This is a genomic window from Mucilaginibacter pedocola (assembly GCF_002013915.1).
Classification (GTDB): domain Bacteria; phylum Bacteroidota; class Bacteroidia; order Sphingobacteriales; family Sphingobacteriaceae; genus Mucilaginibacter; species Mucilaginibacter pedocola.
The window spans coordinates 178002-197672 of sequence record NZ_MBTF01000012.1; the positions used below are offsets into that span (position 1 = coordinate 178002).

At 47.6% G+C, this 19671-nt stretch carries 11 protein-coding genes; 2 read left to right on the forward strand and 9 right to left on the reverse strand.

Features of this window, described 5'->3' with window-relative positions; translation table 11 throughout:
* Positions 1 to 23 precede the first annotated feature (23 nt).
* From BC343_RS13255 to BC343_RS13295, 9 genes are all read right to left on the reverse strand, one after another.
* The gene (locus tag BC343_RS13255) at positions 24 to 3227 is read right to left on the reverse strand and encodes a SusC/RagA family TonB-linked outer membrane protein (protein ID WP_078348265.1); all 3204 of its coding nucleotides are present in this window, start codon (positions 3225 to 3227) and stop codon (positions 24 to 26) included.
* Between the two features lie 65 nt (positions 3228 to 3292).
* The gene (locus BC343_RS13260; RefSeq protein ID WP_078348266.1) at positions 3293 to 4444 is read right to left on the reverse strand and encodes a phosphotransferase enzyme family protein; all 1152 of its coding nucleotides are present in this window, start codon (positions 4442 to 4444) and stop codon (positions 3293 to 3295) included.
* Positions 4445 to 4780: 336 nt separating this feature from the next.
* A complete protein-coding gene (gene glmM, locus BC343_RS13265) occupies positions 4781 to 6166 on the reverse strand; it encodes a phosphoglucosamine mutase (protein WP_078348267.1) in 1386 nt (461 codons plus the stop codon).
* A 183-nt stretch (positions 6167 to 6349) separates the two neighbouring features.
* Complete coding sequence (gene nagB, locus BC343_RS13270) at positions 6350 to 8275, reverse strand: glucosamine-6-phosphate deaminase (protein WP_078348268.1); 1926 nt, start codon at positions 8273 to 8275, stop codon at positions 6350 to 6352.
* Position 8276: 1 nt separating this feature from the next.
* A complete protein-coding gene (locus tag BC343_RS13275; RefSeq protein ID WP_238381770.1) occupies positions 8277 to 9473 on the reverse strand; it encodes a phosphotransferase enzyme family protein in 1197 nt (398 codons plus the stop codon).
* 51 nt (positions 9474 to 9524) lie between these two features.
* Entirely contained in the window at positions 9525 to 11489 is a 1965-nt protein-coding gene (locus tag BC343_RS13280) for an alpha-galactosidase (protein WP_078348269.1), read from the reverse strand.
* A gap of 3 nt (positions 11490 to 11492) precedes the next feature.
* Positions 11493 to 12533: a UDP-glucose 4-epimerase GalE gene (gene galE, locus BC343_RS13285; protein ID WP_078348621.1), complete on the reverse strand. Its 1041-nt coding sequence runs from the start codon at positions 12531 to 12533 to the stop codon at positions 11493 to 11495.
* A 255-nt stretch (positions 12534 to 12788) separates the two neighbouring features.
* Positions 12789 to 13433: a carbohydrate-binding family 9-like protein gene (locus BC343_RS13290; RefSeq protein ID WP_078348270.1), complete on the reverse strand. Its 645-nt coding sequence runs from the start codon at positions 13431 to 13433 to the stop codon at positions 12789 to 12791.
* A 76-nt stretch (positions 13434 to 13509) separates the two neighbouring features.
* A complete protein-coding gene (locus BC343_RS13295; RefSeq protein WP_078348271.1) occupies positions 13510 to 14604 on the reverse strand; it encodes a LacI family DNA-binding transcriptional regulator in 1095 nt (364 codons plus the stop codon).
* A gap of 431 nt (positions 14605 to 15035) precedes the next feature.
* On the opposite strand from BC343_RS13295, the gene BC343_RS13300 reads away from it, so the two are divergent.
* Together BC343_RS13300 and BC343_RS13305 are read left to right on the forward strand one after the other, a co-directional pair.
* A complete protein-coding gene (locus BC343_RS13300; RefSeq protein WP_078348272.1) occupies positions 15036 to 16388 on the forward strand; it encodes a Gfo/Idh/MocA family protein in 1353 nt (450 codons plus the stop codon).
* A gap of 233 nt (positions 16389 to 16621) precedes the next feature.
* Positions 16622 to 19651, forward strand: coding sequence for a sensor histidine kinase (locus BC343_RS13305; protein ID WP_078348273.1), 3030 nt, complete (start codon positions 16622 to 16624; stop codon positions 19649 to 19651).
* Positions 19652 to 19671: the final 20 nt, after the last annotated feature.

Below are 19671 nucleotides of genomic sequence, written 5' to 3' on the forward strand. Positions count from 1 at the left end.
TGTTATATCCTTTAACGGTTCAATTAAAAAGTAAGGTTAACACCCGCTACAAACGACCTGATGAACGGATAAGCAGCTGTATATGAATCTGTCTCAGGGTCTACACCTTTGTAAGGCGTTATTACGAACAGGTTAGAGCCATCTGCATGCACACGTACCGACTGGAACACGCCTTTGGTCCAGCTCTTTGGCAGGGTATAGCCCAACGATACGTTTTGCAGCCTAATAAACCATGCTTTCTGCATAAATATATCGCCTATGCCGTATGGCGAGAAACCGTAGAACGAACTTGGCTGCGTATTGGTTGGGTTGGTTGGCGTCCACCTGTTTTTTACAGTACGCAAGGCATTGTAACCATTTGAATAAACACCATAAGCGCTTACGCCGTAAGTGACGTAGTTAGGGTCGACCATGCTGCGGCCAAACAGGCCGTTAAAATCGAAGTTAAGGCTAAAGCTTTTGTAGGTAATGATGTTGGTAATACCTGCCATCAGGCTTGGGTCAGATGTACCCAATAGTTTGGTATCGGCGTCATCAATGATACCATCGGGCGAGCCGGTGCGGATAAACCTGCCGTTTGCATCAACCATTGGGTTATTGTTGGCATCGCGCTGGTAGCCGTCGATATCTTTAATTTTTATCATACCGGGTTTCAACTCGGGCTGCGATACCGGCGGAGCCTCGCCAACTTGCAAAATACCATCGCTTACGCGGCTGTACACCGAGCGGATAGGGTCGGTATCGTTTTGGTAAACAAATGGCTTCCAATCCGGTGCACGTTCTTTCCAGGTATCTTTGTATTTTGATAAGTTCAACTGGGTAGTCCAGGTGAAATTAGGCCTGGTGATGTTGCGGGTACGAATAGTAACCTCTATACCGCGGCTAAGCGTTTTACCAACGTTGGCAATGATGGTGTTCACTTCCTGGTAAGAGTTTAGCGGCTTAATATCCAACAGGTCTGATATCACGTTCCTAAATAACTCTACCGAACCTTCTACCTTGCCGTTAAACAACGAGTAATCTAAACCTAAGTTGGCGCCGGTAGTGGTTTCCCATTTCAGGTCGGGGTTTTCTAAACGGGTAAGCGATACACCGATAAGCTTGGTATCGGCAGCTGATAACCATGCAGGGTAAGCACCGTAGGCAGCAAATGCATTACTGTTGATGGTAGCGTTACCGGTTTGGCCATAGCTAAAGCGTAGTTTAAATTGCGACAATACGTTTTTGATCCCGGCAAAGAATGGCTCTTCTGCCACATTCCAGCCCACGGCCGCCGACGGGAAGGTACCCCATTTATTGTTTTTGGCGAATACGCTGGCACCATCTGTACGTACCGTAAAGGTGAAAAGGTACTTGCTTTTGAAATTATAGTTCAACCTACCGAAATATGATGCGATAACGTTTTGCGGGCCTGATGAGGTTGAGGTTTGCTGGTTTGTACCGGCACCCAGGTTATTCCACAGGAAGGCATCGGTAATAAAGCCGGTTGCCCCTGCAGTTTGGTATTTGTCTTTAAATTTCTGTTCAGATACCCCCGCCAGCACTTCAAAGTTATGGTCGGTTGCAATGGTTTTCTTGTAAGTAATGGTACCCTCTAACAGGTAGTTACTGTTATCGGAGTTACCGATAAATGCACGGCCGCCTTCTAATGCACCGGCCAGTACCGTTTTAGGGATATAGCTTTGGCGCCTGGTGTACCCTCTATCTATACCGGCCTTCAGGCGGATAAGCAGCCCGTCGATAGGTGTAATATCCAGGAAGGTATTGGCCAATAAGCGCTCTATACGTCCTTCATCAGTAATGGTAAGCAGCGAGTATGGGTTTGGCTGTAGTGCCAATTGCGGGTTAAGCGGATAATTGCCATCCTCATCAATTGCCTGTATGTGCGGGCCTTGCTGTATAGCTGCACGAATGATACCCGAGTTCTCGTATTGGTCGCCGCCTAACTGGCTGTTCAGGTTATCAATACGGCTTGTGGTAAGGTTTAAGCTAAGCTTAAATATCTTGCTCAGTTCCTGATCGATGTTAGTGCGGATAGAGTACCTTTTCAGCCCCGAGTTTTTAACGATACCATCCTGATCGTAAAAGTTACCCGAGATAAGATATTTGGTGGTTTTAGAACCGCCCGATACCGAAACGTTGTGCTGCATGGTTTGCCCGTTGCGGGTTACCAGTGCTAACCAATCGGTACCGCGGCCTACGTTATTAATTGCATTTTGAGTATACAGTCTGCGATATGGGCTAACGCCGCCGGCAATAACATCAGCTCGTGTGGCTGTTCCGTAGGGTATAACGTGATTATCAAAATCCCACTGCTCCTGCCCTGCTTCGTTACGCACCTGCATCCACTCGTTAAGCGGCAATACATCAAATGAGTTGTTATATTTTTGGAAGGTATAGTTGTATGAATAATCTACCGTTGCCTTACCCTCTTTACCGCGCTTGGTGGTAATTAAAATTACACCATTGGCCGCACGCGAGCCGTATATGGCTGTTGCACTCGCATCTTTCAACACATCTACCGATTCGATATCGTTAGGGTTGAACGAGTTGAGCGGGCTTTGTGTACCCGCCTGGTAACGGCCACCCAAAGTTTCGGGTTGCTGCAGTTCGGTTATCGGGAAACCATCTACCACATACAGCGGTGCATTACTGGCATTCACCGAACCTGCGCCGCGCACTAATATATCAAAACCGCCACCCGGCTGGGCGCTGTTTTGGCGAATAGTAACACCGGCAACCTTACCCTTTAGCATGGTACCTATCTCGGGGCCCTGGCTGGTTACTAATTCTGAGGTTTTTACGGATGAAACCGCACCGGTAAGGTCGCGTTTCTTTTGCGTGCCGTAACCAACTACCACTACCTCGTTAAGGCCGGTGTTTGATTCCTCAATGGTTACATTAATAACCGTTTGCGAACCTACGATAACCTCTTTAGTAGTAAAGCCCACCATTTTAAACACCAGCACATCGCCGGGGTTGGCATTAATGGTAAACTTACCGTTAACATTTGTGGGCGCGGCAGTGGTAGTGCCTTTTACCGATACCACCACGCCGGGGACAGGCAGGCCCTTACTATCGATAACCGTACCGGTAATAACCGCGAACCGGCGTGTATCGGCTATGCCCTTTGCAATGCTGTTGGCATCGGCGCTCAGGTACTGCATATTAAGCAGCAGCACCATAGCGCAACAGAGCTTCATTTTAAGTGAGTAATTTTTGTTCATATTGTAAGAATTAGGTGCAATAAAAATTTTATGTGTTGATTGGCTGGGGTTAGTATGTATAAGTTTTATCCTAAATTTTGCTCCTCCTTATATCTGCTTTTATGGGCCGCCACTGTATCAATAATGATCTGCCGAAGCAATGTGGCCTGCTCTTCTAATTTGGTGAGTAACTTAAACTGCGCCCTTGCCCTTACCACGTTATGGCCGGGGTAGGCGGTTTTAAAATAAGTGTCGCCCTGCAGGTAATCGGTGAGGAAGCGTACGCCCTGCATGTATGGCAGCAGCATAGCGCCCAAAAACAACGATTCTACTTCGGCATCGGTCAAAAAGGCGTGTGCCTCATTGATATACCCTTCGGCGTAAGCCTTAAACAGGGGGATATTGATCTGTATCTTATCCAAATCGGGTTCGTCTTCCGCAGCGGTGTTGATTATGGTGCGTATAGCATCGCCAAAATCATAAGCCACGTGGCCGGGCATAACGGTATCCAGATCGATCACACATTCGGCTTTATCATCGGCATCGAACAGGATATTATTGAACTTGGTATCGTTATGCGTAATTCGTTTAGGCAAGAGGCCTTCGCAGCCCTGATCGTAAATTACGGCCATGCTTTTCTCGCGTTCGGACACGAATTTTATCTCCGCGTTCACTTCATCGACCCTGCCCGCTGCGTTTTCTACGATGGCCTTGTGCAGATCGCGCAGGCGTTTGCGGATGTTGTGGAAATCGACAATGGTTTCCGATAGTTGCTGCGGATCCATATCCGAAAGCAGCGTTTGGAAATAGCCAAATGCCTTCCCCCCTTCGTAGGCCTGCTGCTCGGTCAACACAATATCGTAACTGCGCGAACCCGCAAGGAAAAGGTATACCCGCCAGTAGTTGCCATCTGCATCGCGGTGGAACAACTCACCATCGGTAGTATCAATAAGCTTAAGCACCTTTTGGCTCTTACCCGAATCTTCGCCCGGCATTTTACTATTAAGGTATGCGGTTACCAGGCGTATGTTTTCGATAAGGCCAGGCACATCTTTAAACACATGGTGATTGATGCGCTGCAACAGGTAGTCGGGGCAACCGGACGTTTGGTTCTTTAGCCAAAAAGTATCATTAATATGCCCGTTACCGAAGGCTTCCGCCCCGGCAATCTCTCCGGCTATATTAAAATGCTTCACTATGGCTGTTATGTTAAAAGTGTTAGTACCTGTTAAACTCATTTCTGTATAAAGTAGGGTCTTAATTGGCTTTATGCTTCAGCTATGTGCTCGCACACTATATATGTTTATAGCTGATTGATTATTATATTCTAAATATAGCGTGTTCGCACACACAAAAGCAAATAAATTTTACAAAAACTTAACAGGAAATATGATTATTATATTTATTTCAAAAAAACAGCCACTTTATTACAAATAAAATGGCCGTTAATAGTGTAAGCGAACACATTTATGAAATTAAGCGTTCCGGCAGGCGGGCTTGGCTTAATTTAATTTGGCGTGTGTGCGGTGTGGTAAAAGATGTGGGAATATTCGCATGGTGCGATTAAGACTATATTAAATACCAAGGATAGAATTAATATCCTCAATAATTTGGTTAGCCAGTTTATCGGCGTTATCCATCGAATTAGCTTCGGAATATATCCTGATAATAGGCTCTGTGTTCGACCGGCGTAAGTGCACCCATTGTTTGCCGAACTCGATCTTCAAACCATCGATGGTGCTGTAAGGCTGCTCGCTGTATTTTGCTTCTACTTTTTTAAGCAGGGCATCAATGTCCATACCCTCGGTAAGGGTAATTTTATTTTTAGAGATAAAATACTCCGGGTAAGTGGCCCTCAGTTCCGAAATGGTTTTGCCCGATTTGGCCAGCAAAGTCAAAAATAAACCTATACCCACTAACGCATCGCGCCCGTAGTGCAGTTCAGGATAAATGATACCACCGTTACCTTCGCCGCCTATAACGGCATTTACTTCTTTCATTTTGGTTACCACGTTCACCTCCCCTACTGCGGCAGCTTCGTAAACACCATCCAAGTTTTCGGTAACATCGCGCAGGGCACGGGTGGATGATAAATTGGAAACGCTGTTGCCCGGTGTATTCCTCAGCACATGGTCGGCAACAGCCACCAGCGTATATTCCTCGCCGAACATGCTGCCATCCTCGTTCACAAAGCAAAGGCGGTCAACGTCCGGATCAACTACTATACCTAAATCGGCTTTTGCTTCCACCACTCTACCGGCAATTGCGGTTAGGTTTTCGGGCAGTGGCTCGGGGTTATGCGGGAAATGGCCATTAGGCTCGCAATACAATTCATCCACCGCAGCCACACCCAAAGCTTTCAGCAATGGCGGCAAATACAAACCGCCGGTAGAGTTTACACAGTCTATCACCACTTTAAAGTTGGCGGCTTTTATAGCTTCCACATCAACCAATGGCAGGGCCAGTATTTTGTCGATGTGTTTTTGCAGGTAACTATCGTCGTTAGTTACTTCGCCCAGTTCATCCACATCGGCAAATGCCCATGAAGTATCTTCGGCGTACTCTAATACTTTTTTGCCTTCTGCATCATTAATAAACTCGCCTTTGTAGTTAAGTAATTTCAAGGCGTTCCATTGTTTTGGGTTGTGGCTTGCAGTGATGATGATGCCGCCGCCCGCTTCTTCATCGGGCACGGCTATTTCTACTGTAGGCGTTGTTGATAGGCCAAGATCAACCACATTAATGCCCAGGCCCATTAGCGTGCCGGTTACCAAATGGTTTACCATTGCGCCCGATATACGTGCATCGCGGCCGATAACTACTTTGCGTTTGCCTGTAGTTTCTATAACCCAGCGGCCGTAAGCTGCCGTAAATTTTACAACGTCGGCGGGGGTTAAACCGTCGCCCGGCAAGCCACCTATGGTGCCGCGTATGCCTGATATTGATTTGATTAACGTCATGTTTGTTTTATTGCACCGATTCCACCGATTTAAATGATTTCACCGATCTGAACCGTTGATTTTTCGCTGTTAATTTATTTCTGTTTGGCGCTCAAGAGGGCTTCGCCGTTTTAATGATTAATTGATTCCGCTGATTACTTTGGTAAGGTATTCTTGCCTTTCAAAAGTTCCCCCTTTAGGGGGTTAGGGGGCTAAAGGAAACCTCACAAACGCCTCCATTGCCTCGTACTCCGCTAAGCCCAATTGATTATAAATGCGGGCGGTTTCGCTGGTGCGGTCTTCTGCACGAACCCAAAACTCGCGGGCATCATCGCCGGGGAATACGGGGCGGTCTTTTTGGCTTTGGTGTTTGAAGATGGCCAGGCGTTTACGCTCCACTTCTGATGGCGATAGCGGCACACACATTTCTATCTCGTAGGTCTCGAACTCGAACCATGCGCCACGGTACAGCCACAGCCAGCAATCTTTCACCCATTCTTCGGTTTTGGCCAGGCGGATGATGGCTTCGTGGATAATATCGAAACAGGTTTTATGCGTGCCATGCGGGTCGGCAAAATCGCCGGCGGCAAATATCTGGTGCGGTTTTACTTGTTGCAGCAGGTCCATAGTTTGTTGTATGTCGGCTTCGTACGATACGTCTTTGCTCACCTTGCGTTTATCGTAAAACGGCAGATCCTGAAAATGGATATGGTTATCATCCAGCCCAACAAAACGTGCGCCGGCAATAGCCTCGCCTTTGCGGATGAGCCCTTTTATGGTTTCGATGTAATGCGGATCGCGCTGGTTTGGCGATTTGGTTTTGAAAAACTCGCGCATCTCATTGTAGCTGGCTTGCTGCTTGTCGGTATTATCGCCTTGTGCTTTTGCCATATCTACGCTAAACTCTACAAAACGCAATGTGTCATCGTCCCAAACGGCATTATTGCCCGATGTTTGATAAGCTACGTGCACATCATGCCCCTGGTCGGCCAGGCGTATAAACGTACCGCCCATCGATATTACATCATCATCGGGATGCGGAGAGAACAAAATAACACGTTTTTTGGCCGGCAGGGCGCGCTCGGGGCGCTGGCTGTCGTCCGCATTTGGCTTACCACCCGGCCAGCCGGTAATGGTGTGCTGCAGCTTGTTAAATATATCGATGTTGATATTATAAACCGGTCCGTTCTGAATCACCAACTGTGCCATACCATTAGCGTTGTAATCATCCTCAGTAAGTTTCAGGATAGGCTTATTCAGCGTTTTAGCCAGCCATATTACCGCTTTTTTAATGAGGCGTGTATCCCAAACGCAATCCTTCACCAACCAGGGGGTATCAAAACGGGTTAGCAGCGATGCAGCGTCGGTATCCAGAACAAATTCCACATTCTCTGAAAGTTGCAGGTAGGTAGCAGGTATCTCGGCCGAAACCTCTCCTTCTACTGCTTTTTTCACAATGCCTGCCTTCTTTTCGTTCCAGGCCATCAGGATAATTTCGCGGGCTTTGAAGATAGTGCCTATCCCCATGGTAATGGCTTTAGCGGGCACATTGGCCTTGCCGCCAAAATCGTGTGCGGCATCATGGCGGGTAAGCTCGTCTAAGGATACCAAACGCGTACCCGAGTTTGGTGCCGAACCCGGTTCGTTAAAACCGATGTGGCCTGTACGGCCAATGCCTAATATCTGCAGGTCGAGCCCACCGTATTCGCTTATCTTGCGTTCGTACTCCAAACAAAAGGCAGCAACATCTTCCTGCGCCAGTTCACCATCGGGTATATTGATATTCTGCGGCTCAATATCTACATGGCTAAACAAATGCTTATTCATGAACACCTTGTAGCTTTGCGCGGCGGTGGCGGCCATGGGGTAATACTCATCGAGGTTAAAGGTGACAACATTTTTAAAGCTCAGCCCTTCCTCGGTATGCAGGCGCACCAACTCTTTATAAACAACAATTGGCGTAGCGCCTGTGGCTAAGCCCAAAACGGCTTCCTTACCTTCAGTGGCCTTCTTTTTAATAATGGCAGCGATACGCCCCGCCACCACTTTTGATGCGGTGAGCATATCAGGGTATACCGTTACGGGAAGTTTTTCGAACCTTGTTTCTTCTAAAAGATTTAAACGTGGCATTCTATATTTTTTGAGTTTGATAATTCAGGGTTGATTTCTGGAAGGCAGGCATCAGCTCGTGGTCGGGCGACAAAACGCGGTTATTGTACGAACCGAACCACTCGCGCTCTATAATAGCCGTTAGCTTTACCTTATTCAACTCCAGCATCTTCAGCAATTGCATTTGGGCAAGCGTACGCTGCAGGTTATGGTTAGGCGAATGAATTTTGTAGTAAACATCGCCATTGAGGTAGTCTGTTAAAAACCTTACCGCTTGCATGTAGGGCAGCAACAACACGCCTTTAATGAGCGATTTAAGTTCCTGCTCACTTAAAAACGAAATGGTTTGATTGAGATAGCCCTTGGTGAACTCCTCGAACAGCGGGATATTCAATTGTATGGCATCCAAATTGGCCTCATCCTCCGCCGCGGTGCTAATGATGCTGCGGATAGCATCGCCAAAATCGTAAGCTACGTAGCCGGGCATCACGGTATCCAGGTCTATCACGCATTGAATATTATCATGCTCATCCAGCAAGATGTTGTTGAATTTGGTATCGTTATGGGTAATGCGCAGCGGCAGTATGCCTGCCCTGCCCCATTGCAAAATATCCCGCATCCCATCGGCACGGCTCAATAAAAAATCCACCTCGGGTTTTACCTTTTCGAGCCGCCCCGCCGCATTGTGCCGAATAGCGTCGGCCAATTGCTGCAGCCTGAACTCGATATTCAGGAAATTAGGGATGGTATCTACCAGCATAGCCGCACTCATATCGCACAGCAAATACTGAAACCTGCCAAAGGCCATGCCTCCCTGGTAGGCCTGGTTGCCGGTAGTAACCAAGTCGTAGCTTTTGGTGTTGTGCAAAAAGGTGGTCATGCGCCAATAGCCACCTTCGGCATCGCGGCAGTAGTACAAGCCGTTATTGCAGGGTATCAGCGTTAAAACCTCTTTATCGGGGTCGCCGCCTGCTTTGGCAACCTTTTGTTTAAGGTGGTTGGTTACGTACAGCATATTATTCATCAGCCCGTCCACATCCTTAAATACATAATCGTTTATCTTTTGCAGCAGGTAGTCGCGGCCATTGGCAGGGGTTTTCACACGATAGGTATCGTTGATATGGCCCGAACCAAATGGCACCAGCTCAAAAGCATCGGCACCGATGCTGAACTGTGCAATGATATCCGAAAAATTATACTTCATCTCCTCTTTATGCATTTGTGCTGCAAGTTAATTTATCCTTTATGATATATATTAATTGCCAGTAATTTAAAATGGTTTGGCATCCATCACCTTTACCTCGTAAGGCGCAAGGCTTACTTTAAAACTGCGCCCCACATAGCATTGCGGGTGTTTGGCATTACGCGCATTGTAAAAGCGGTAGGCAGCCGCGGCGGGCAAATCTAACACATCCTTTACGTTAACCGTAAATACCTGCGTTTTGGCCGTTGGGTTGCGTAACGTAAGTACACCCGTGCCATTAGCCCAGCCGGCATAGCCGTATACCTGGCCTTTTAACGGGTTGCCGCCTACCCAATGCGCATCGGCAAGGGCGGCTTTATTGGCGCGCGACCAGTTAGCCGCCGACTGCAGGCAATCCCAATTAGCAGTATTAAGTTTATTAGGATCCGCATAAAGCTCCTGCAAGCCGGTGCCGCTGCCGAAGAAAGCCCAAATTTCGTCGGCTATGTTTTTATCGTCGGTTTCCAGCTTGCCGGGCAGGCCGTTGGCGGCAATACAAACGCCGTGGTACATTATCGAATTTAGCGGAAACAGCGGCGCACGTTTTACGATATTTTGATAGGCCTGCCCATCCTTATACGTTATCCATTGCTGGCGTTTAGCGCCATTGCCGGCAAGGCCCGTATCATCGCCCGCGCGCCAAATGGCATCGCCGTACTTGAGCCAATAAACCGATGGCCAGGTGCCCACAGTAAGGCTGAGGTACAGGTTGGGGCTTTCTTCGCGAAGCCCATTGATTAGCTTCAGGAAGGCCTCAATATCTTTTTGATAAGTGATGCTGGCACCATTGGCACCGTTACCCGCACCCACGCCATCGAACTTGAACATGCCAACGTTATAGTCCTTAATAAACGAAGTGGTTACCGCACGGAAGCGCTTGTTGTAAGCCGGACCGGTGAGCGAGAAACCATTCTCGTTAGTTTCGAACGGTGGTGTTTGCTGTCTGCCGTAAGCCAATCGCTGTAACTTAGGCTCATCATACCCGCCCCATGGCGATACCCACACGCCCAATGCAGCGCCGCTGGCTTTGGTTGCTTCGGCAAGTTTGGTAAAACCATTGGGGAACCCATTGTTGAATTGCCAGAGCGACTTATTATCATCCCAACCATCATCAAACAAAAAGGCATCCATTTTTACGTGGCGTTTGTTGATAAGGCTATCGGTAAAGGTTTTGATGCGGGCCAGGCAACTGGCTTCATCCAGCTTACGGTCAACCCAGGAAAGATCGAACCAGGAGTTGTAGTGCAGCATTTGACGGAACGGCAGCGCCCTTGTGCGTTCAGTATAGTACAAAAAGCCACGGCGCAATTGCCCTTTGGGTGTAACGCCATAAACGGCAGAGAGGGTAAGCGGCTCGGCATCGGTTAATGCGCCTTGCCTTGGTAAAAGGATGGAAACGGTTTTACCATTGCGGCTCACCTGGCTCATGGGGTGTTCCAGCGCGAAGAACATGGTATTTTTAACCAGCGGCGAACCATCTACCGTACCCACTTGCTTTATTGCGGCTGATGAAGGCAGGTTCACCAAAACCACATTTGTTACCTTAACCGAATCCTTTGCCGAAAAAGTAAAAGTTTGCTTCACAAAATTATCGTCATCGACAAGGCTGGCCGACCACTTAACCGTAATGCCTTGGGCAGTATTTGTTAGCATAGCCACTATCTTGTTACCATCGACCAGTTGTGGTTTTGTACCGACCGAAAATTCGTTCGAGGTAACGGTTCTCCCATCAGCCAGAGTAAGTTCGAAAAGTGGAGTATTAACAAAGGCTTGCTGCAAACCGGTAACCTTATCGCGGAACGAAGTAAGGCTTAGCTTGCTGCCTGCTGCCAGCTTTAAACTGAGCACATTGTTTTGCAAGGTTACCTGCCCGTTCGCCTGGGTAACCGATGCCTTGCCCGGTTGCAAGCCGCTGTAGCTCACCTGCGCACGCAAATTAATCGCAAAGCAAAGCAGTGCCGATAAGATGATGATACCTTTTAACTTTGCCATGGTTTAAAAAGGATTACTGTTGATGTATTTCTCCCATGCCCAGGCCGAGCTCAGCATATCTTCTATGCCCAGTTCGGCTTTCCAACCTAATTCAGCAGCAGCCTTATCTACATTGCCCCATATTTTTACAATGTCGCCTTCGCGCGGCGGGCCAATGCGGTAATTCAGCTGCACTTTGTTAACCGATTGAAACTTCTGCACCACCTCTAAAACCGAATTACCGTTACCCGTGCCAATATTAAAGGTTTCATAAGGCGAGGCCATTTTGCCGGCTTCCATGCGTGCGAGGGCAGCTACGTGGGCCTTCGCCAGATCCACCACGTGTATATAATCGCGGATGCAGCTGCCATCGGGCGTGTCAAAATCGTTACCGTAAACGGTGAGTACTTCGCGCTTGCATATGGCGGTTTGGGTTACAAAAGGCACCAGGTTTTGGGGTACGCCATTTGGCAGCTCGCCTATCAAAGCCGAAGCATGTGCACCAACAGGGTTGAAATAACGCAGGGCGATAACGTTTAGTCCATCGCTTGCATGGGCAGTTTCGCGCAGTATCTCCTCGCCTATTTGTTTGGTATTGCCATACGGCGATTCGGCGGTTTTAACGGGCGCGGTTTCGGTAACAGGCAACACATCCGGCTGGCCATAAACCGTGCAGGATGAAGAGAACACGAAGTTAACCTTGCGCCCGGCGAAAGCGCCCAACAGATTTACCAATGTAGAGATATTATTCTCGTAATACAGCAAAGGCTGCTTAACCGATTCGCCTACCGATTTAGAGGCGGCGAAATGTATAAGCCCGGTTATATCAAGATAAGTAGCAACAAACTCAAACAATTCCGCTTTATCGCGCAAATCGAGTTTGATAAACTCCGGCGCTTTGCCGGTGATGGCTTTTATTTGATCGAGTATTTTAATATTAGAGTTGGATAGGTTATCTAAAATAATAACCTCATAGCCGCTATTCTGCAGCTCTACCACCGTGTGCGCGCCAATGTAGCCCGTACCACCGGTGACTAATATTTTCCCTTGTTTCAAATCGCTCATTTTTATTTGGTTTAGTATTGATATGGATATCATTTAGTGCACGAACACGCATTTAGAAAATAACTCATCAGAGTTCAAAACGAGTTCATTTATACAACTTCAAATCATTCACTTCACAAACATACGATTTATTTGCGTGTGCGCACACATTTTTGAAAATATTTTTATTTTTGGGGATTACACGGATACAGGGAGGTGATTTCACCGATTAGAAATAGGCTAAATCCACACTAAAGTGAATCGTTTAGGCCTTGATCAGGCGAACACCAACTTACCGAAGAACTGTGGCAAGTGAAACTCAGGAAATGGGTGCTCTATGGGTGCCCAGGTGAGGAAGTGCGGGTTTGGCAGCAGATCGCCGCATTTGTAGAAATTAACGCGGGCGCTCTGCCCCAGCAGGCTTGTTATTTGATGATGGATGAATGCATCCAGCGGAAGCTTGATAGTTATCGACCAGTGGAATAAGCCCGTTAGTTCGTCTTGCTCAGGGTAAACGGCGTGTACTTTTATCTTTGATACTGCTTCAACAGGAAATACCTGCCGCTGCTTACCCGGACCAAAACCCGCCAGGCAAACGCCAAGGCTATTGAACTCGAAGTTGTAATAGGCCTCAGCATCGCCAAAGGCAATAAAAAACTCTACGCAGCTATCTTCATATACCGGGCCACCGATCTCTTCTACCTCTGCCCTAACGGTTGGCTCAATTACCAAATATTTCAAATAAATAGCGCCATTGTCATAAGCCAGCGAAAACTGGACATCAGGCATTTGCCCGGTGACACCCCAGGGTGCATTAGCGAGCTCGGTTTGTGGAGATCCATCCAAAGCAACAGAAACAACAGGAAGCCCGGAGTCATTGAACTCTTCGGGTAATTTTGAGCAGGTGAGTTTTGGCGGCATAAAAAGTATGGATGATATTTTGCGTGTCCGCACACAAATATATCAAAATTCTTTTCGGGGCAATACCCGGCAGAAATTAAATTTCTACAAAATTGTCGTCCTTTTCGTCGCGGAAGTAATTGAGGTTTTCTTTGGTCACCACATCCAGCGGAAGGTATTTCAGGATAGGAACTTCTTTTTTGAACACCAGGTGCTCTGCCAGTTGCTGTATACCCCAGTACCCCTGCCCTTTCGGGTTTTGATTGATGAGGAAGCTTATTTCGCCGGTTTCGAGGTAGTAAAGGTTCGGGGTTATTAAATCGTACCCTATCAGCTTGATGTTTTTAACGTGCTTTTGGTTAAGGTATTTGGCAACATCATAAGCCTGCGATGTAGTTACAAATATCTGTTTCAGGTCGAGCGTGCTTTCTAAAATATCATCAAGCTTCTTAATAAAGCCCGATTGGCTCGAGCGGTTAAGCTCTACGCTGATGATATTATAATGATGCTCCAGCCCTTGCTGTATAAAATAGTTACGGAAGCCCTGCTCCTTTTTAACAAGGTGCTGCGCGTTGTGTATCTCTTCGTCAATGTGCGCTATCAGTATCGAGCATGGGTTTGGCTGGCCGTAGTGCACCAACTTGGCGGCCAGCAAGCCGCTTTGGTAGGAGTCCTGCCCTATGTAGCTCAGCGGATCATACTCGGCTATCTGCGTGTTAAACAACACAAAGGGAATATTCTCCTGGTTCCATTTCTCAAAGAATGGCAGCGTCTCGTTATAATAGATCGGCGAAAGCAAAATACCATCGGGCTGGCGCTTGGTAAGCTTGGTGGCCATCTTTACATAATCCTGCGGATCGTGCGGGTTAAACATAAACTGCTCTACGCTTACACCGTACTGCTTAAGGTTATGTTCAGCTTTTTCTATACCCAGTTTTGGTGCCATCCAAAAGGCATCGTACGAATGATCGGGCAGTAGCGCGGCAAACACATACTGTTTTTTACTACCCAGCATACGGGCCATAATGTTTGGCTCGTAATTAAGTTCTTTCAGTATCTTTAGTACGCGTTCTTTAACATCCTCTGCCACGCGGCCACGGTTATGTATAACACGGTCAACCGTTCCTGTAGACACTTTGGCCTTGGCGGCGATATCTTTAATTCTAACGATGGTGTTTTTTGGCGCAGGCATCTTTTACGGGTGGTTGGTTTAAAGCTGTGCAAATATATGTTAAATGTGTGTACCATCGCACACAATAAATGTATTTCGCACACACATACAAGGCGGGCATTTAATGGGGCTCAAAACAGCTATCGAAAATAAAAATTTGTAAAATATTTATTGATGTGTGCGAACACACAACTAAAATTTATACATTTGGAAAGTGAGGAACGGTAGCGTGCCTTCCCGGCGAGGCAACTCACCCCGACGGCCCGCCATTCGCGGGCGTCGACCCTCTCTGCTTCGCAAAGAGGGTGCAGGAGTTGAAGCTTACCTTCTTTTCCGCAGGAAGAGAGGGTCGGACAGCGACAGCGAACCCGGGGTGAGTAAAATAGCCATGCAGCCTAAACGCCACGGCAACAAATTGTAAACAAAACAACCAGCATACATATCATTTAATTATGGAAAGAAGAACGTTTTTAAAGAATAGTGCCATAGCCGCTGCGGGCCTTACTATTTTGCCTTCGGGTACTTTGTTTGCCGCAACTGCAGCCACAAAAGTAAAAGTAGGTTACATTGGCGTTGGTGCCCGCGGTATGAGCCACGTTGCCGAAGGTTTGCTGCGCGACGATGTAGAAGTTGCCGCGGTTTGCGATATACAGGAAAGTTCGCTGAAGGTATGCCGCGAATTTATTGCCAAGCAAGGCCATGGCCCGGTTAAAGAATACACCGGCGGTCTTGATGCCTACAAACGCCTGCTTGAGCATAAAGGGCTTGATGCCGTTATTATTGCTACCCCATGGGCATTTCACTACCAGCAATCGATAGATGCTATGAAGGCCGGCAAATATGTTGGCTGCGAAGTTATTGCAGGTTTAACGGTTGAAGAGCACTGGGACATTGTTCGCACGTCGGAAAAAACGGGCGTACCATACATGACCTTAGAGAACGTTTGCTACCGCCGCGATGTAATGGCCGCGCTGAACATGGTGCGCCAGGGTTTATTTGGAGAGATAGTACACCTTGAAGGCGGCTATCAGCACAACCTGCGCAATGTATTGTTCAACAATGGTAAGCAATACTACGGCGGTGGTGTAGAGTTTGGCCCTAACTCCCTGAGCGAGGCCCAATGGCGCACTCAATATAATATTGATGTGGATGGCGATATATACCCAACCCACGGTGCTGGCCCATGCATGCACTACGCCAATATTAATGCGGGTAACCGTTTTACCAACCTGGTATCGTTCAGCTCAAAAGCACGCGGCTTGGCGGCTTATGTAGAAGAACAAGCCCCCGGCCATAAAAACGCCAAAATAAACTACAAGAATGGCGACGTTACCACCACCATGATCAATTGCGCCAACGGCGAGACGCTATTGCTGAGCCACGATACGCACCTGCCCCGCCCCTACTCGCTGGGTTTTAGGGTACAGGGTACCAAAGGCATCTGGATGGATGTGAACAAGAGCGTATACATCGACCATCAATCGAAACAGGATGATGTTTGGGACCCGGCGAAAGTTTGGTTCGACAAGTACGACCACCCGCTGTGGAAGAAATACGAGAAAGAAGCCGAAGGCGCAGGCCACGGCGGTATGGACTGGTTCGTTTTCAACGCCTTCATCGAGGCCGTTAAACAGAAAAAACAAACCCCTATAGATGTTTATGATTCGGTTACCATGAGTGTAATTACGCCACTATCAACCGAGTCGCTTAAAAAAGGCAACGCTTCTATTGAGTTCCCTGATTTTACCAAAGGCAAATGGAAAGAGCGCAAGAATACTTTTGCTTTGGATGATAGCGGGTTCTGATAGGTAAGGTGGTTATTTAACCGCAAAGTCCGCAGAGAATGCATATTCGATTAACGCAAAGAGCGCAAAGATTTAAGTGTATAGCTTAAAAAACTTTGCGCTCTTTGCGTTTTTTCTTTGCGTGCTTTGCGGTAAAAATCACGAATTAGCCACCCATAATCACATATTTATGTGATGCCATTTTACCAAAAATTCTGTTATTTTTAGGCTTGCTGCATATTTAAACCAAAAACATGGTTGCCGCCCGCTTAAAACCTTTCCTTTTTACCATAATTACGCTTGTTTTATGCGCCTTTTGTTGCCGGGGTAACGAGATCATCTTTTCGCGGCTCTCCATAAACGACGGGCTCAATTCCAATTTTGTTAACTGTGTTTGGCAGGACAAAACAGGGTACATTTGGGTAGGCACCGAAGCCGGGCTACAGCGCTACGATGGCAATAAATTCATCCACATATATAAAGAAACCACCAACCGTGGCCTGCCTGCACTGCCTGTGAGCCAAATTATTGGCGATAGCGACAATCACATGTGGCTACGCATGGGTAAAAATATTGGCCGTTATAATTTTGCCAACAACACCTTCCAGATGGCCAATGTATCGGCCATGCCCAATGATAATTATGGTATCTGGGCAGATAGCCACGGGCAGGTGTTTGCCACAGCTTTCGGCTTCGGTATATTCGCTTATAATCCGGCTAATAACAAATTTGAGCCCTGGCAGGCGCTGAAAGGCATGCCGGCCAATTGGAAGCCCTTTGCGGTATTTGAAGATATCAAAACAGGCCGCTACTGGATAGGCGGTGTGGAGGGTGTTGGCGTGTACGACAGCAAAACCCGCCAATTTTATCATCACAATTACAACCCGCTGAAGATTGGTTTATTAAATGCCATCGATACCAAATACATACTGCAAATCCACATGGATAAGCAGCGGCGCTTTTGGTATACCAGCTGGCCGCCCACCGGGGCGCAAAGGGTGCTTCGCGTAGACCCCGGTACCAATAAAATAGCAGAGAAGATGGTAGAGCCCAACGTACCCGGCTATTACGAAGTAAACGGTATGGCACAGTACGGCAACTTTATGTGGGCTTACGGACGTAATTTGCTCAACGTAGCCGATGATGAAAGCGATAGCTTTTACCAGTTTTACAACAGTGCCGACCAAAACTACGGCATAAGTTTTACTACCGTGCGCCAGCTTTTTGAAGATACCGACAAAAATGTTTGGGTAGCTACCGACCATGGCTTGTATTACGGCAACGTAATAGAGGATAAAATACGCCATGGCAACGTACAGACCACTAACAACGATATCACCTTTGCGAAGCAGCTGCACAATGGAAAACTGGTATTTGGCACCTGGGGAAAGGGGCTGTATCCCCTACTTATGGCGAAAAATCTGCGGCTTACACCCGATACCGAATTGCAAATACAATATGCGAGAGCTGCTAATAATGAAGCTGCACTTATGACACCCTGGGATATGCTGGAGCATCCTCTAACTTATCACCTGTGGTTTGGCTGCCAGGAAGGTAAATTAATAGACCTGAACCCCGCAACCGGCAAAAGCGTGGTGATAGATGATACCATCTTCCGCAAAAGTACCATCAGGCAAATAGCTATCGATAAGCAAAATAACTTGTGGTTCGGGCTGCAAAGCGGGCGCGTGATCAAACGTGATATTAATGGCAAGTTCACCTTTATGCAGCGCCCGGCCCCTATTGTTACCCGCTTACTGTTCGATAAGCAAGGCCGCTTATGGATAGGCAATAATAACGAAGGCATCACCATCATTAACCCGCAAACCAACAAGGTACTTCGCCAATATAACCCTGGCCGTGGCAACAGCCTTTTCACCGGCCGCATTCGCGATATTGTAGAGGTGAACGATAGCCTGTTCGCCGTTGCCTGCTCTGAGAATATCCAATTGCTCAACTTTAAAAGCAATACTGTACGCACGCTGGATGTTTTCAGCGGGCTACCACAACCCATTGTGAATACCCTGCAGATGGATAAGCGCGGGCAATTGTGGATGGCAACGACGGCCGGCGTAGCGCGATATAACTTTAAGTCGGGAACGTTTAGGGCATACGATCAAAAGGATGGCCTATTAAGTACCATAGATTTTCGTAACATGCTCGACCATAGCTGCCGGCTCGCCACCGGAGAATTGGTATTTGGCGGTGGCAGCAGTTTTGTAATATTTAACCCTGATGCCCTGCGCGATATCATTCGCCCGCGCGATGTTACCATTACTGATGTAAAAGTGTTCGACCGTTACCTGAACACCAATACTATCAACGGATTGGAATTACTGCACGACCAGAACAATATCACCATACAGTTTGCATCGCTTAGTTTTAAGCTGCGCGATAAATTGCGGTACTATTACATGTTGGATGGTGCCGGTAAAGAATGGATAAGAGCAGAGAATACGCTCACGGCGTCTTACGCGGCACTTTCGCCCGGGCATTACACCTTCTCGGTTAAATGCGTTAGCCCGGATGGGGTTTCATCGGCACATATAACCAGCTTTAGTTTTTACATTAAACCAGCTTTTTGGCAAACCTGGTGGTTTGTGGTGTTGATTTGCATTTTAGCAGCTATCCCGGTTTATATCATCTACCGCCTGCGTATAAACAGGCTGCTGGCGGTACAGCGGCTGCGCGAAAAAGTGGCCCGCGACCTGCACGATGATATGGGATCCACCCTTACCTCCATCAATATCCTCAGCGAGATGGCCAACGTAAAACTCCCCGCCGAAAATAGCACCGTGAAAGATTACCTGAGCCGCATAAGCACCAACAGTAACCAAATGATGGATGCCATGGACGATATTGTTTGGAGTATAAACCCCGCAAACGATACCATGCCCAAAATTGTGGCCCGCATGCGCGAGTACGCGGCCACCGTGCTGGAGCCACGCGATATCGATTATACCGTTTTGAACGACGACAAGCTTACCGCAGTAAAGCTGGATATGGACGTAAAACGCAGCCTGTTCCTGATATTTAAGGAGGCGCTGAATAATTTGGTAAAATACTCGGGGGCAACGCATGTGAAGATAGAATTTGTGGTAAGCCAGTCGGGCATGCAACTAACTATTACAGATAACGGCATTGGCTTTGATCAGGCCACCGCAAGCAGCGGAAACGGGTTATCCAACATGCGTAACCGGGCGCAGGCCATGGGCGGTAATTTTGAGATATCATCGCAACCCGGCAGTGGCACGCGCCTGAGGCTAAAAATACCCATAACATAAATATGTGATTGCTAAGCCGG